The organism is Bacillus sp. REN3 (assembly GCF_017912555.1).
GTDB lineage: Bacteria > Bacillota > Bacilli > Bacillales > Cytobacillaceae > Mesobacillus.
Genome location: NZ_JAERSD010000004.1, coordinates 148,063 through 163,564 on the forward strand (window position 1 = coordinate 148,063; position 15,502 = coordinate 163,564).

11 protein-coding genes and 1 pseudogene are annotated in these 15,502 nt (G+C 46.7%); 5 read left to right on the forward strand and 7 right to left on the reverse strand.

The window, feature by feature from the left end:
- Positions 1-1,692 precede the first annotated feature (1,692 nt).
- The 5 genes and pseudogenes from JJQ88_RS05080 to hemE all read right to left on the reverse strand — a co-directional run bounded on the left by JJQ88_RS05080 (position 1,693) and on the right by hemE (position 6,752).
- Positions 1,693-1,920: a hypothetical protein gene (locus JJQ88_RS05080; RefSeq protein ID WP_246860943.1), complete on the reverse strand. Its 228-nt coding sequence runs from the start codon at positions 1,918-1,920 to the stop codon at positions 1,693-1,695.
- Positions 1,895-3,130 (reverse strand): annotated as a pseudogene (locus JJQ88_RS21800) (IS91 family transposase). Before JJQ88_RS21800 ends, JJQ88_RS05080 begins: the two are co-directional and overlap by 26 nt.
- Positions 3,131-3,230: 100 nt before the next feature.
- Positions 3,231-4,649 carry a protoporphyrinogen oxidase gene (gene hemY, locus JJQ88_RS05095; RefSeq protein WP_210364651.1) on the reverse strand — a complete coding sequence of 473 codons (1,419 nt, stop codon included), beginning with the start codon at positions 4,647-4,649 and terminating at the stop codon, positions 3,231-3,233.
- 26 nt (positions 4,650-4,675) lie between these two features.
- Positions 4,676-5,614 (reverse strand): ferrochelatase, encoded by a 939-nt coding sequence (gene hemH, locus JJQ88_RS05100; protein ID WP_210364652.1) that lies wholly within the window; start codon positions 5,612-5,614, stop codon positions 4,676-4,678.
- A 91-nt stretch (positions 5,615-5,705) separates the two neighbouring features.
- Complete coding sequence (gene hemE / locus JJQ88_RS05105; protein ID WP_210364653.1) at positions 5,706-6,752, reverse strand: uroporphyrinogen decarboxylase; 1,047 nt, start codon at positions 6,750-6,752, stop codon at positions 5,706-5,708.
- A gap of 231 nt (positions 6,753-6,983) precedes the next feature.
- Here hemE and JJQ88_RS05110 point away from each other — a divergent pair, with 231 nt between their 5' ends.
- From JJQ88_RS05110 to JJQ88_RS05120, 3 genes are all read left to right on the forward strand, one after another.
- The gene (locus JJQ88_RS05110) at positions 6,984-7,490 is read left to right on the forward strand and encodes an antibiotic biosynthesis monooxygenase family protein (protein WP_210364654.1); all 507 of its coding nucleotides are present in this window, start codon (positions 6,984-6,986) and stop codon (positions 7,488-7,490) included.
- A 639-nt stretch (positions 7,491-8,129) separates the two neighbouring features.
- On the forward strand, positions 8,130-9,521 hold the full coding sequence (locus JJQ88_RS05115) for a hypothetical protein (protein ID WP_210364655.1): 1,392 nt from the start codon (positions 8,130-8,132) through the stop codon (positions 9,519-9,521).
- A gap of 118 nt (positions 9,522-9,639) precedes the next feature.
- On the forward strand, positions 9,640-10,848 hold the full coding sequence (locus JJQ88_RS05120; protein ID WP_210364656.1) for a M20 family metallopeptidase: 1,209 nt from the start codon (positions 9,640-9,642) through the stop codon (positions 10,846-10,848).
- Between the two features lie 394 nt (positions 10,849-11,242).
- On the opposite strand, the gene JJQ88_RS05125 is transcribed toward JJQ88_RS05120, so the two are convergent.
- Positions 11,243-12,454 carry an ABC transporter permease gene (locus JJQ88_RS05125; RefSeq protein WP_210364657.1) on the reverse strand — a complete coding sequence of 404 codons (1,212 nt, stop codon included), beginning with the start codon at positions 12,452-12,454 and terminating at the stop codon, positions 11,243-11,245.
- Positions 12,447-13,187: an ABC transporter ATP-binding protein gene (locus JJQ88_RS05130; protein ID WP_210364658.1), complete on the reverse strand. Its 741-nt coding sequence runs from the start codon at positions 13,185-13,187 to the stop codon at positions 12,447-12,449. The genes JJQ88_RS05125 and JJQ88_RS05130 overlap by 8 nt, the downstream gene beginning before the upstream one ends.
- A gap of 574 nt (positions 13,188-13,761) precedes the next feature.
- On the opposite strand from JJQ88_RS05130, the gene JJQ88_RS05135 reads away from it, so the two are divergent.
- Positions 13,762-14,193 (forward strand): HIT family protein, encoded by a 432-nt coding sequence (locus JJQ88_RS05135; RefSeq protein WP_210364659.1) that lies wholly within the window; start codon positions 13,762-13,764, stop codon positions 14,191-14,193.
- 114 nt (positions 14,194-14,307) lie between these two features.
- Positions 14,308-15,390 (forward strand): 3-phosphoserine/phosphohydroxythreonine transaminase, encoded by a 1,083-nt coding sequence (gene serC, locus JJQ88_RS05140; RefSeq protein WP_210364660.1) that lies wholly within the window; start codon positions 14,308-14,310, stop codon positions 15,388-15,390.
- The last annotated feature ends 112 nt before the right edge of the window (positions 15,391-15,502 follow it).

The window sequence follows — 15,502 nt, forward strand, 5'->3', positions numbered from 1 at the left end:
TTAACACATCTTTTCCAAAGTTTCAAGACATTTATCATAATTTTTTTCTAGCATTAATCCTAGATAAAAACTAAATATTTTTGCGCAACGCACTCGGGTGACCTGTCAATAATCACAGGGATCAACTGTTATCGCCACTGCTGACTTCGGTTCCATGGAGCGCTTCTTAAAATACGGTCTCCTTCGGCATAACAGCTTGCCTCCACAAGCTTTCGGATCGGCTTCTCCTTGCTGGCATCGCTCGTTTCCCCACCTCAAGAATCATTTAAAATTTCCAACGAGAAAACCCCTTGCGTTACCTTTTCGCTCTCTCGGGAACCCGTTTGGGAACGAAAGACGCCCTTGCGTTACCTTTTCGCTCTCTCGGGAACCCGTTTGGGAACGAAAGACGCCCTTGCGTTACCTTTTCGCTCTCTCGGGAACCCGTTTGGGAACGAAAGACGCCCTTGCGTTACCTTTTCGCTCTCTCGGGAGCCCATACCTTGCGTTACCTTTTCGCTCTCTCGGGAACCCGTTTGGGAACGAAAGACGCCCTTGCGTTACCTTTTCGCTCTCTCGAGAACCCGTTTGGGAACGAAAGACGCCCTTGCGTTACCTTTCGGCTCTCCTGGGAGCCCGTTAGGTCACTAGAAGACCCCTTGCGCTACCTTTTCGCTCTCTCGGGAACCCGATTGGGCGCGAAAGACGCTCTTGCGTTACCTTTTTCGCTCTCTCGGGAACCCGTTTGGGAACGAAAGACGCTCTTGCGTTACCTTTTCGCTCTCTCGGGAACCCGTTTGGGAACGAAAGACGCCCTTGCGTTACCTTTTCGCTCTCTCGAGAACCCGTTAGGTCACGAAAGACGCCCTTGCGTTACCTTTTCGCTCTCTCGGGAACCCGTTAGGTCACGAAAGACGCTCTTGCGTTACCTTTCGGCTCTCCTGGGAGCCCGTTAGGTCACTAGAAGACCCCTTGCGTTACCTTTTCGCTCTCCCGAGAACCCGTTTGGGAACGAAAGACGCTCTTGCGTTACCTTTCGGCTCTCTCGGGAACCCGTTTGGGCACGAAAGACGCTCTTGCGCTACCTTTTCGCTCTCTCGGGAATCCGTTTGGGCACGAAAGACGCCCTTGCGTTACCTTTTCGCTCTCTCGGGAATCCGTTTGGGCACGAAAGACGCCCTTGCGCTACCTTTTCGCTCTCTCGGGAACCCGTTTGGGAACGAAAGACGCCCTTGCGTTACCTTTTCGCTCTCCCGGGAACCCGTTTGGGCACGAAAGACGCTCTTGCGTTACCTTTCGGCTCTCCTGGGAGCCCGTTAGGTCACTAGAAGACCCCTTGCGTTACCTTTTCGCTCTCTCGGGAACCCGTTTGGGAACGAAAGACGCTCTTGCGTTACCTTTCGGCTCTCTCGGGAACCCGTTTGGGCACGAAAGACGCTCTTGCGCTACCTTTTCGCTCTCTCGGGAATCCGTTTGGGCACGATCCAGCGAATTCCGTTCCCTTCCACTCTTTCCCGCACCCGCTTTGTGATAGGACCTGTGACTGGTAATTTTCCTTCTTGTACCAACCTTTGAATTCTGAACAATCAAGCATTCGTCCATTTATTTCCGGCATCAAACCTTAAATAAAATTCAGGCTACAGAACAAAATCGCTAACGCGACTTAAAGGACGTCCCTGGTGAGATTGATTCACTTGGGACTTTCTTTCGCCCTCAGCATTGTCCCACCACAAAAAGGACATTCAATTTCAACATCTTCCCCTTCTTTTTATCCACTTGAAAATCAGCCACAACAAAATCAGGAACATCGTCAACTTTCCGACAATCCTTACATTTAAACAGAATGGTATTTATATCTTCATTCAATCCGAAGGGATCTTCCTCCTCCAACCATTTTAAAAGGTCTTTACTCATTTCATCCGGCTCGTTGTTTTTTGGCATTGCCGTGATACCTCCTTGTTTTCACACACTCCATGTCTTCCATATAATGATAAAGGAATGGTCGGCTTGCCATATCTCCACCAAATCCATCTGCCGATGGCAACAAGGACACTGGAATGGATCCTGATCAAAGGCTTCTATCATTCGTTGACGATAGGTCTTCCTTTTCTTCTTCCCTTCTAATAGCCAAGATAGTTGCTTAGTCCTCATAAATGAGTAAAGGTCCAAAGCAATTCTCGCCCTTTTGTAAGTTCGCCTACTGTACAAACCATAACGCCCAACCATTCGAAAATGCTTGGGAGAAATGTGTTGTATTAGATTGAAAAGGAACTTGTAGACTGGAAGGACTTCCTCCACCCGTTTTTCTGTTTGGTGGTCTTCATACCAGAAACGAACCGATTGTCCATCGTATTCTTCTATTCGATATTCAGCGACAGCCGGTCTGGCTAAATAACGGCCAATATATTTAGCAGCCCCTTTGGCGTCCCTCATTCGTTTTTCAGCATTTACATAAAATCCTTTCGGATAACGCAGATACAACTCATCAATAAGATTATTAACCGTTTTATTTTTCGGGAACCATTGTTTCACCGAATCAAGCAGAACCTTTTGCCAAGATTTCCTGAGATACTCATAAGGTATGAAATCGCTAGAAACCCATTCGTTCCTATTGTCTAAAGCCCCCTCTGTCACCTGGGCATGGATGTGAGGATTAAATTTAAGATCTCTTCCAAAAGTATGTATGACCGTTATGATTCCAACTTGAAGATCTCGCTTCTTGCTTTTCCTCCGATAATAAAACTGGAATACCTCGGATACCTTTTTACTTAACTCGTTTAGCTTCTTCCTATCTTGAAAAAAATTTTTTCAGCTCTTTAGGAACAGTAAATACCATATGCCGATGAGGAACATTAAGAATCAATTCCTGTTGTTTGTCCGACCAATCGTCCGTATATTTCTTTCCACACTTTTGGCAAAACCTGCTTTTACAAGTAAAACAAACAGAAACGGGAGAAGGATTTCCCTCGCACCCGAGACATTCGTACCGTGAATACCCTAAGTCACGCGTACCGCAACGAATTGCCTTTTGAACAGTCTCTTCAATATCTTTCCGATAGCTTACAGGAAAGAGGGTTGAATGCATCTTCCAGAAGCCATCAAAATGGTCTCTCAACATCCGTTTGATAATGCCACTGTTTTGTTTAGCCATTGTCATTCACCTTGAAAAATGATACCAACATTTTAGCGAACGTTTATCCACAAGTACAGAATTTTATAATTTCCTAAACAAAAAAATCCTAAACCGGAATTTAGGATTTTATCTTCAGATAATCAAGTACTTTTTCAACGGCTGCCTCTCCCTGATCGATGCAGTCGGGCATGCCGATACCTTCATATGAACTGCCGGCAACAAAGATGCCTGGCAATTCATTGGAGAGGCCAGCTTTCAATTTTTCCACACGTTGTTTATGGCCAATTGTATATTGGGGCATTGATTCCTTCCAACGGGAAACAACGGCAAAATCAGGTTGCGCCTGGATATCCATTGTTTTCCTTAGATCTTCGAGGACAATATTGACGATTTCATCATCGGGGAGTTCAACGACTGCTTCGTCACCTGGTCTGCCAACATAGCAGCGGAGCAAGACTTTCCCTTCCGGTGTCGTATGCGGCCATTTTTTATGCGTCCATGTGCACGCAGTGATCGTATAATCGCTATTCCGCGAAACAACGAAGCCAGTGCCATCTATATCTTCCTTTACCGCACTCTCTGGAAAAGCCATGGCCACAGTGGCTACAGATGTTGAAGGCATGTCCCGGAATTGTTCGAATAGATGGTCATGATCTGAGAACATATGCATAGCTGCTTCATGTGGAGCTGAAACGACCATGCTGTCAGCAATGAGCATTTGTCCATTGCTCAACCGCAGCCGGTAGCCTTCCGTTTCCTTGATGACTTTATCGACTCTGACTCCCTTTATGACCGATCCAGTTTCCAGTTTAGCTTCTATTGCATCAACGAAAGATTGTAGCCCTGAGGAAACGGTCAGAAAGATTCCTTTTTTCTTTTCGCTGCCACTCGCTTTTTGGGGAGCTGGCATGATTTTCTTCATACCGCGGATTAAACTGCCATACTTTTGCTCGACCTGGTAAAACTGAGGAAACGTCGACAAGAGGCTGAGGTTATCGATATCGCCTGCATAAATGCCTGACAGCAGCGGTTCAATCAAATTTTCAACAACTTCATCGCCAAGCCTGCGCCGGAAAAACTCGCCGAGTGACTGATCTCCCTGCTCTTTTGATGGAGGCAGGAAGAAGTCAGCCGCCGCACGGAATTTTCCTGGCCAGCTGAATAAGCCTGTTGTAATGAAAGGGGCAATTTCAGTTGGAATGCCCATCACCGATCCGCCCGGCATAGGATGGAGGCGGTCCTTAACGAGAATATATGATTTCCCGGTGCTATTATTGACGAGCCTGTCTCCAAGCCCCACCTCGCGGACAAGACGGCCAGCGCTTTCCTTCCGTTCGAGGAAGGAGTCTGGCCCTCTTTCGATTACAAACCCATCTTTGACGTACGTCTGCATCTTCCCGCCAAGACGGTGCGATGCTTCGACAAGCTTCACATCAAGCTGCAGCTTTTTATCCCTTGCAAGCTTCTGCAGGTAATAGGCAGCAGTCAGGCCAGTGATGCCGCCTCCTGCTATCACAATTCTCTTTAAGTCTGTCACGGTAAATCGCCTTCTTTATTCTAGTTTTAACGGGAAGCTTCCAGGTGCTTAAGAATGACATTTGCCATGGCATCGATGAATTCGGGCTGTGCATTCGGCATTGGCGGCCTGTAATAGCTCACACCTAGTTCATCCGTGACGATTTTGCATTCATAATCATTGTCATACAGTACCTCCAGATGGTCAGATACAAACCCGGCAGGTACATATACAAATGCTTTATAAGCATTCTCATTGAATAATTCCCGCGTCAAATCCTGGACATCCGGGCCAATCCATGGCTCTGGAGTATTTCCCGCACTTTGCCAGCCTAACGCGTAATTCTTTACATTAGCACTCTCGGCAATCATTTCTGCTGTTTTTTTCAGCTGCTCAGGATACGGATCACCCATTTGGAGAATCTTCTCAGGCAGGCTGTGGGCAGATACAATCAGGACAGCATGGTCCCTCTCCTCTGCCGGCATTGAAGCGAAGGTCTCCTTAACACGGTCCGTCCAGTATTTTATGAACTTCGGCTCATCATACCAGCTTTCAACGGATACGATATCCAGTCCTCCCAGCTTTTCCGCCTCTTCCTTCACACGGCCATTGTACGATTTGACGCTGAAGGTGGAAAAATGCGGCGCAAGTACGATTGTGGCCGCTTCCCTGATTCCATCTTCATACATCTGTTTAACGGCATCTTCGATGAAAGGCTCAATATGCTTAAGCCCAAGATACATCTTGAACTCGATTTCATCCTGGATACTGTTCAAATGCTGCTCAAGCTTCTCCGCTTGTTCCCGGGTGATTTTCGCCAGAGGGGAAATTCCGCCGATTGCCTCGTAACGTCGCTTCAGATCCTCAAGCAGCTCCGCGGACGGTTTTCTGCCGCGGCGGATATGTGTATAGTAACGCTCAATATCTTCTTCTTTATAAGGAGTGCCATATGCCATAACAAGCAACCCCATCTTTTTCTTTGCCATGTTTCCACACCTCATTTTTCATGTCTCCAAGTTATTCTGCCAAAAACCTGGCTGGTTTACCAATCGTAATGTTCCAGGGCTGAAAAAGAGGTTATTTGCCGAGCCTGGATGCAGAATATTCATGGATGAACGAAGTCAGCCTCTTCAAGGTTTCAGGATTCACTGACGGGAAAACACCATGGCCAAGATTAAAGATGTAACCTGGCTGTGCCATTCCCTGGTCAAGGATGGCTTTTGCCTTTTCTTCGATGACTTCCCATGGAGCCAGCAGGATTGCAGGGTCAAGGTTTCCCTGGACCGCCTTATTGACTCCCATTCCTCTCGCCTCGCTGATTTGCAGGCGCCAATCGAGCCCGACGACATCAAGCGGAAGGTCGTTCCATTCCAGTGCCAGATGGCTTGCGCCAACGCCGAACATGATCAGCGGTACATTTTCTTCCTTAAGGGCTGAAAAAATCCTGTTCATGACCGGCTTGATGAAAGTACGATAATCCTGGACATTGAGAGCGCCAACCCAGGAATCGAAAATCTGGATGGCTTTTGCCCCTGCACGGATCTGGGCTTTCACATATGTAATGACCATATCGCCAAGCTTCTCCATTAATGCGAACCATGCGTCAGGCTGAGCATACATGAAAGCTTTCGTTTTATTGTAATTCTTGGATGGTCCGCCCTCGATCATATAGCTTGCAAGGGTGAATGGCGCACCGGAAAATCCAATCAGCGGCACTGAAAGCTGTTCCTGGGTCAACAGCTTGATGGTATCAAGGACGTAAGGAATATCCTGTTCAGGATTGATTTCGCCAAGCTTTTCAACGTCATCAAGCGACTTCAGCGGGTTTGCGATGACCGGCCCGATACCAGGTTTAATTTCTACATCCAGCCCCATTGCTGGGAGAGGTGTCATGATATCCTTGTAAAGGATGGCAGCATCCACATCATATTGTTCGACTGGAAGCCTTGTCACATAAGCGCAAAGCTCTGGCTGGTGGGTGATTTCGAACAATGAATATTTTTCTTTGATTGCTCTATATTCAGGCTGGGACCTGCCTGCCTGTCTCATATACCAGACAGGAACATGATCCGTTTGCTCTCCTCTTGCTGCTCTTAAAAAAGTGTCATTGAATTTTTTGTTCATTAAAAGAAATCCACCTTTCAGTAAATGTCTGTCTCTCATTGTAATATAAATTTAACAAAATAAAAAACACCTATTTTCCGCTATATACACTATATCCTGTTTAACTGTCAATTTCATAGGAGAAGGCTCCAAGTGTCAATAAATTGACGATATTTAGTTTTCAAATTTTCAATTAAAGGGAAAAATGCTGTATGCTTAGTAGAAGTATGAATATCAAAATGAGGTGAAAGCATGAATTTGTATTTGACTTCCGGAACAGTAGATTATCTTCTTCGCTTCAAGGAAAAGCAACCTGAGGAAACAATGGTGTTGATGGCCAATAATGAATCTGCACTCCTTGTTCATGAAACAGACGGGGATAGTGTCTTCAATGAACCAAGAAAATATGAAGTAATCGATTCATCCGGTTCTCTCGACCAGGAAGGGTTTGCCGTCTTGAACAATATCCCTGTCACCGACGAAGGAAGGCCGCTTTTCGAGGACCGGTTCCTGAACAGGCCAAGGCTGATCGAAAATGAACCTGGTTTCGTTGCCATCAGAGTGCTGCGCCCGCTCTCATCCAATACGTATATCATCCTGACCGTTTGGGAGAATGAAGGAGCATTCGAGAACTGGCAAAAATCAAAGGCATACGAAAAAGCCCATAAAAATCGGGGAACGAAGGCCGGCATCGACGGAGCGAAGCCGAAAATTTTCGAAAGTGCTTCCTATGTAACAAAGTATTATATCAATGAGTAAGGGAAGGGCAGAAGCCTTCCCTTTTTTAACGTTCTTTCTTAAGCGAGATATTAGCAAGACACCTCCTGCTTCAAAATGAAAAAACAGAATGCCATCAATTTTGAAGCCATTAAGAACGATTGTTATTTTTTCTGGACAATGGTCCAAAATCCAGAACTTTTCCACCTTTCGCAAACATTTTTCATCCATGCCGATTATCCCCGAAGACGCAACCGTGCTCCGCTGTCCCCATAGCAGATCTGATTTTCCTCTATAACTTCTGGCTCCGTAGGGTTCAAGAATTATCTCTCATTCTGCAACATGGATATTGGTGGTTGTCTATTTCACCCTAACACCGTTCCATCTTTCGTTCGCGAGATTCACTGAAAAAATTTGTAGCGCTGATTTTAGGATCCTGTCTTCTTCAGTAGGACTCTTTTTAGGGCTTAGGCATCGGAAACAGGTTAAAGATCTCTTTCCTTCTTTCTTCCCATTCATATCACTCGCTCTCTTCAAACAGACTGCTTCCTTTATTTCATTCGAATCCTTCCATCGCTGGACGGGACGAATAAAGATTCTTCGGCAAGCTCTCACAACTTAAAGTCTTCATCATATCCTGTAGTACGAATTGGGTTATTGCCCATTGAAAGGAGAGGGCTTATGGGAGTAGAATTAACCGCACTTCATTGGATATACGTCATTTTTATTCTGTTGATCATTGCCCTGATGGTCATGAGAAGGGATACAGCACTTGTGTCGATCTGCGGCATCTTCATGCTGGCCGCAGTCTCTACCGGATCCCTTAGCGGTTCAATCAGCAGCATCTTCAATAGTTTCATTTATGCTATTACTGAGCTTTTGCCTACTATTCTTGTTATTTCAATCATTGTCGGGATGAGCAGGACTTTGACTGCCACCGGAATCAATGACGCCATGATTTCGCCATTTTCCAGGCTGATCAGGACGCCGTCGCTTGCCTACTGGACAATCGGGATTCTGATGATGCTGATCTCCTGGTTCTTCTGGCCTTCCCCTGCCGTCGCGCTGATGGGTGCTGTATTGCTCCCGGTCGCTGTACGAGTAGGACTGCCAGCATTGGGGGTAGCTGTTGCCATGAACCTGTTCGGACATGGCATTGCGCTTTCAGGCGACTTTGTCATCCAGGCTGCTCCAAAACTGACCGCTGACGCAGCAGGCCTTCCTGTCAGCTCAGTCGTGGAAGCAAGCATCCCTCTGGTGATCGTCATGGGGACAGTCACCACGGTGACAGCTTTCTTATTGTTAAAAAGAGATATGAAGAATGGCAGGCTGGCGGAAACTCTCCCTGCTGTATCAGGAACGGAGGAAAACAAATCGGAATCGCTGCTGCCCCAAAAGGTGAAAAGTTTTTTTGCTCTGCTGATCCCGCTGCTCTTCGCTGCAGACGTAGCAGCCATGTCTTTGTTCCGCCTGCAAGGCGGAGATGCCACCGCATTGGTCGGCGGCACTTCGATGTTCATCCTGATTCTCATCTCCCTTGCTGCGCATAAAGGCAAAGGACTTGAGAAAACAACAAGCTACCTGGTTGAAGGTTTCCAATTTGGCTTCAAGGTTTTCGGGCCAGTGATTCCCATTGCTGCATTCTTCTACCTTGGAGATTCCGGGTTTACGCATATCATCGGAGATTACCTTCCGAATGCCTCACTGGGAATCGTCAATGACCTTGGCGTGGCGCTTGCGTCCACCGTGCCATTAAGCCAGGGAGTAGGAGCGGTGACGTTGACTGCGGTAGGAGCGATAACTGGACTTGACGGCTCAGGCTTCTCCGGCATTTCTCTGGCGGGGTCGGTAGCAAGCATCTTCTCTGCGGCAATTGGGACAGGAGCAGCAACTTTGACCGCGCTAGGCCAGATTGCTGGAATCTGGGTCGGGGGCGGCACCCTTGTCCCATGGGCGCTGATTCCTGCTGCAGCGATCTGCAATGTCGACCCTTTTGAACTGGCCCGGCGGAACCTCCTCCCTGTTGCGGTCGGCCTGGGAGTTACCACGATTGTTGCCATGTTCCTGATCTGAAGCCCCGGTAAAAGACTTGCTGCATCGAAGCACTTTTTTATGCAAGAACAAATGCTTTCATTTCCCGAAAGTGTTATAATAGTAAAAATTATCAAAATATATAAAAGGAGTGGCGCCGATGCAGGCTCAGCTTTTCAGCAAGTTAGATAGCTTATATGCAGAAATGGTGGAAATCCGCCGTTATCTGCATCAGCACCCGGAACTGTCCTTTCAGGAAAAAAACACTGCCGATTATATTCGAACATTTTATGAGCAGCTTGGAATTGAAGCACATGGGAATGTCGGCGGGAATGGTGTTGTTGCGACAATCCAGGGTGCCAAGCCTGGTAAAACCGTAGCGCTGAGGGCTGATTTCGACGCATTGCCTATCCAGGATGAAAAGGATGTACCATACAAGTCGCTTGTACCCGGAGTCATGCATGCATGCGGCCACGATGGCCATACTGCGGCTTTACTGATCCTTGCAAAAGTATTGCATGAATCGAGGGAGTTTCTCAGCGGAACCTATGTGATGATCCATCAGCACGCAGAGGAATACGCGCCTGGGGGGGCCATTTCGATGATCGAGGATGGCTGCCTTGATGGTGTGGATGCGATATTTGGAACCCATCTTTGGGCAACCGAGCCGACTGGGACAATCCAGTACAGGATTGGTCCGATGATGGCCGCGGCAGACCGGTTTGATATCGTAATCAAAGGGAAGGGCGGCCACGGTGCGCAGCCCCATAAAACAAAGGATGCGATCGTCGCCGGTGCACAGCTCGTCACGACATTACAGCAAATCGTGAGCAGGCGGGTAAACCCGGTTGACTCTGCTGTTGTAACAGTTGGTTCATTCGTTGCTGACAATGGGTTCAATGTGATTGCCGACAAAGCAAAATTGATCGGTACGGTCAGGACATTCAATGAGAATATAAGAGAGTACATCTCGGCTGAAATCGAGAGGGTCACAAAAGGCGTATGCCTTGCCTCTGATTGTTCCTTTGACTATGTATATAACCGCGGCTATCCAGCCGTTGTTAACCATGCAGCCGAGACCGAATTCCTGATTGATTGCGCTTCTCGGGTGCCGGAAGTGAAAAAAATCGAAGAAACCGAGCCTCAGATGAGCGGGGAGGATTTCGCCTATTACCTGCAGAAGGTGAAGGGAACTTTTTTCTTTACAGGAGCAAAACCAGAAACAGGCGAAGCATATCCTCATCATCATCCTAAATTCGACATCAATGAAAAGGCAATGCTCATTGCAGCGAAAACGTTGTGTTTGGCTGCAATCCAATATCAGGATCATGAGCAGGCCAGCAAAGAAACATTAAGTTCAATGGCTTGATGGCCAAGGGAAAAACTAAAGGAATGATAGGCGTGCACCCCCTGCAGCATCAATGCTTCGGGGGTGTTTTAATGCTATGCCGATAAGCAATCATCGCTGTTTCCCCCTTCCGGTTAGGAAGATGCCATTTGCAAACACCCCCCGATTACCAGCAGCGGCTGCAGCATCATCCCCAATGACGATGTCTCTGTATTCCTGCTGTAAATTTGTCAGCCGAGCCCTCCTTTTTTCTCCCTCCCAATTTTCGATTAGCCAAAAGCTCCGTCCCTTTCCACCGCTTGATAAATGCTAGCTGGAAAACATAAAGAACGAGCAGCCTTTGTCCATGGCTTGATGCATCACATCTTCATCACAAAAAACCCTCCCTGCTTTTACGTTTAGGGAGGGTCTGAAATCAAGACTTAAGTTTACCTTTGCTGTAGATATTGACAAAAAACCATGAGAATACGGTGCCTGCAGCAAGTATTCCGGCTGCCATCAGCCACTCACCTTTTAACGTGATGATAAGGGCAAAAACCAGCGATTGAAAAAAGAGGATGGCCAGCAGCAGCATGTTGAATGATTTCCAGCGCGCTTCTTCAGGTACAGGGTAAAGCGTGATCCATAGCTTGTTCTGATGATGGTTCCATAGCGGAAGCAATTGGAATCCAGTCAAGTATAGGAACAGGAGCGCGATCAATAATTGTCCTGGACCGAATGTGAAAAAGTACAATGCCGCCCCGCCGATAATCGTCAGCCTGACAAGCAGCCCGAAGTAGTCCCCGGAACGGAGGAAAGTCCTTGCATAAAGATGGCTGAAGGCCGCATCCTGGCGGTAATGCAACAATTTCGGCATCCAATCCAGCCATGCCCTCCTTTTTGTCCTATCCTTTAATTTAGGGACATCCGTGAATAAGTTCGCAATCCTGTAAAAGGAATTCATCCGCCGTTCTTCATCTTCAATCAGCTGTTCCCATTTAAGCCCCTTGTACTCTGTCTGTTTCTTAAAATAAACAAAATGCAGGAGCAGGATGGCAGCCGGAACAACAGCGAAAACTGGCCGAGTCCCTGCGAACAGGAAATACAGGAGGACCGTATTGATGAAAAAACGGATAAGGACATCGGCAACCTTCATGCTTCTTTCGATATAATGCAGCACTTTCCAGCGGATTGCCGCATTTACCGATTTCACAAGGACAAGTACAGCCAGCAGCCAAAAAAACGACTTGAATCCAGCCCCATGCACCTTGACATGCATCGGCATGAGAACGGCCAGCAGCATTAGCAGCAAATAAGACTGCAATGCAATGCTGAAAACGATCGATTTCCTGAAATAAATAGAAAGCCGCGTTTCAAGCGGAAGCAGGAAAATCTTGTCGGCTTCAGTCAAAAAGGTCTGGATCGGGGTGTGTGCAAGCATAGCTCCCAGGATCAGGGCCATGATCCATGCAGCTGGAAAACCGGGCTGCAGCGATTCAATCCATTCCTGATAGTAAAAAGCTGCGGAACCGATCAAAAACAGGAGGACGATAACAAGATGCCCATTGAAGATGTACCGTAAATAACTTCCTGTTTCTTTAATGAATCTGCCAAAACGTTCTTTCCATAACGCCTCCGGACTAAACATAGTCTTCTTCCTTTGTCAGCTGGATATACAAATCATCCAGCGTGGCGCCAGGCATGGAAAATTGCGATCTCAATTCTTCCAAGTTCCCCATTGCCCTTACTTCGCCGTTATGTAATATCACAAAGCGGTCGCAATATCTTTCAGCAGTAGCAAGGATATGAGTGGACATCAGAATCCCTGCACCGCTGTCCTTCATCTTATCCATCATATCCAGCAAGGACTGAATACCAAGCGGATCAAGACCAACGAACGGCTCATCAACAATGTAAAGGGGAGGCTGGACAAGGAATGCGCACATGATCATGACCTTCTGCTTCATTCCTTTCGAAAAATGCGCAGGAAACCATTTCAGCCTCTTTTCCATCCGAAATTCCTTAAGCAATTCGCCTATCCGCTGTTCATATATTTTTTCATCAAGGCCGTATGCCATCGCAGTCAGTCTCAAATGCTCCTCAAGCGTCAGTTCATCATATAGGATCGGCGTTTCCGGAACGAACGTAAATTGTTTTCTGTACTGCTCCTTTTCTTTTTTGAATGTTATCCCATTGATTTCAATGTTGCCCTGGTGTGGTTCCATTAGCCCGATGACATGCTTTATCGTCGTGCTCTTTCCAGCGCCGTTCAAGCCGATCAAACCGACTATTTCTTTTGGATTGACAGTGAACGTGACATTTTTCAGGACCGGATTCCTAGTATAGCCTCCAGTCAATTGATTGATTTCCAATAAAGACATTGGCAACGCCCTTCCAGTTCATATTTCGTGTAAATTCATTTTATCAAATCATCAAGAACCTGCAAATAAATGCATACCTCAAAAAGAGCAGGGCATGATAGTCCTTGAAGGGGAATACAAAACAATCGAAAATGAGGTGTCTGTTAAAGACAAATTATTCGATTCCTAAAACTGTCTCGTCGTTTTCATGCCAGGACAGCATTGCTCGCTCGGGCAATCTGGACCAGCCGTTCAGCACTCCACATTCTGAAATGAGGTGTGTGTCGCAGATCACGCTCCGCTTTATATGTTGTAAACCTATAAAGAAGACAGGGGATGGTCAGCTTGAACAAGGAAATGAATCACCGGCCCATTTAAACTGCCACTTTTGCTCCCTATGCAAAACCTGGCAGGAAGAAATTCAATTGAATTTTGAAAATGAGGTGTTCATCAAAGGTATACCTGTGGAAAAACGCATCTGAACAGTCCATTATTCCCCTTCAGGACAGGATTCCCTCTGAATCCTGTCTTCTTTTTCTTTCTTATCGCTGGCAAATTATGATAAAATACGGGAAACAAGGAAAGGGTGGATGAAATGAGCGATTGCATTTTTTGTAAAATAATCAATGGCGAGATCCCTTCTGCCAAAGTATATGAGGATGAGCATGTCCTTGCTTTCCTGGATATCAGCCAGGTTACTAAGGGACATACCCTTGTGATTCCTAAAGTACATAAAGAAAATGTCTATCAACTTCCCGAAGAAGTTGCGGCAAATGTGTTCAAGGCTGTTCCGAAAATCGCCAGCGCCATACAGTCTGCCTATGAACCGATTGGCTTGAACATCCTTCAAAATAACGGGGAAGCTGCTGGCCAGTCTGTTTTCCATTTCCATATGCACCTGATTCCACGCTTTGGAAAAGGGGATGGTTTCGGCGCTGTCTGGAAGACCCATCAGGACCAATATACACAGGACGACTACAAGCAGATTGCTGTTGAAATTAGCAGCCATTTGGGAACTTCCGTTTAAACGGAAGTTTTTTTAATTTTTCTGATAGATATGGAATTCCGGTCCTTTTTTTGATAGCATGGATTTATCTTTAATTCTTTAGTGTATTGATGCATTTAAACAGGGGGGATCTAGTTGAAGCGCGCTTTGAATTTTAATGCCGGGCCAGCCACCTTGCCCGAGACAGTACTGGAAAGAGCAAAGAAAGAAATGATGGATTACAATGGCAGCGGAATGGCTGTCATGGAATTAAGCCACCGAAGCAAAGAGTTTGAAGAAATCATCGATCGCACAAAAAACTTGTTATCCAGGCTTCTTTCCATTTCGGAAGAATACGACATTCTCTTCCTGCAGGGCGGCGCAAGCCTCCAGTTTTCAATGGTTCCGATGAACCTGCTTGAAACTGGGAAGTCTGCCGGTTATGTCCTAACCGGAACATGGTCTGAGAAAGCATTGAACGAGGCAAGGAAAATCGGATTGGCGTACGAGGCAGCATCAACAAAGGACCAGCGATTCAAATCGATTCCGAGCCTTGCCGATATTAAAATCGATCCTGGTTCCTCCTACCTCCACATCACGACAAATAACACGATATTCGGAACACAATGGAATGACCTTCCCGATAATTTAGACATACCGCTTGTCGCGGATATGTCGAGTGATATCCTGAGCAGACCGTTGAATATCCCATCATATGGACTGATTTATGCCGGAGCCCAAAAAAACCTTGGCCCCTCAGGCGTGACCCTTGCCATCATCCGCAGAGACTTGCTTGAACGTTCCAGGGATGACCTGCCTTCCATGCTCAACTACAAAGTCCAGGCGGGGTCGAATTCCATGTATAATACACCTCCAACATTGTCGATTTATTTTCTGATGCTTGTACTGGAATGGGCGGAATCGGCAGGCGGAGTAGAACAGCTTGAAAAAATGAATGAACAGAAGGCATCGCTGTTGTACGAAACCATCGATCAGAGCAGAGGCTTCTATCAGGGCCATGCGGCTAAGGATAGCAGATCCCGGATGAATGTAACCTTTACTTTGAATGATGAGCCACTTACTGCTGCTTTCCTGGAGGAAGCAAAAGCGGCGGGTTTCGTTGGGCTCGGGGGACACCGTTCTGTCGGCGGCTGCCGGGCATCGATCTATAATGCCATGCCTCTGGAACACGTAGAACAGCTGGCGCAATTCATGATTGATTTTCAGCGCAAAAATTAACAGAATTTTTTCCTTTACCCGGTAAGTATATATGATATAATAATAGCAAGTTTTTCGCTGCAGGCACAGGCGCACTGCAGGAGAAGCATTTTAGCCCAGATTAGCAGAGGAG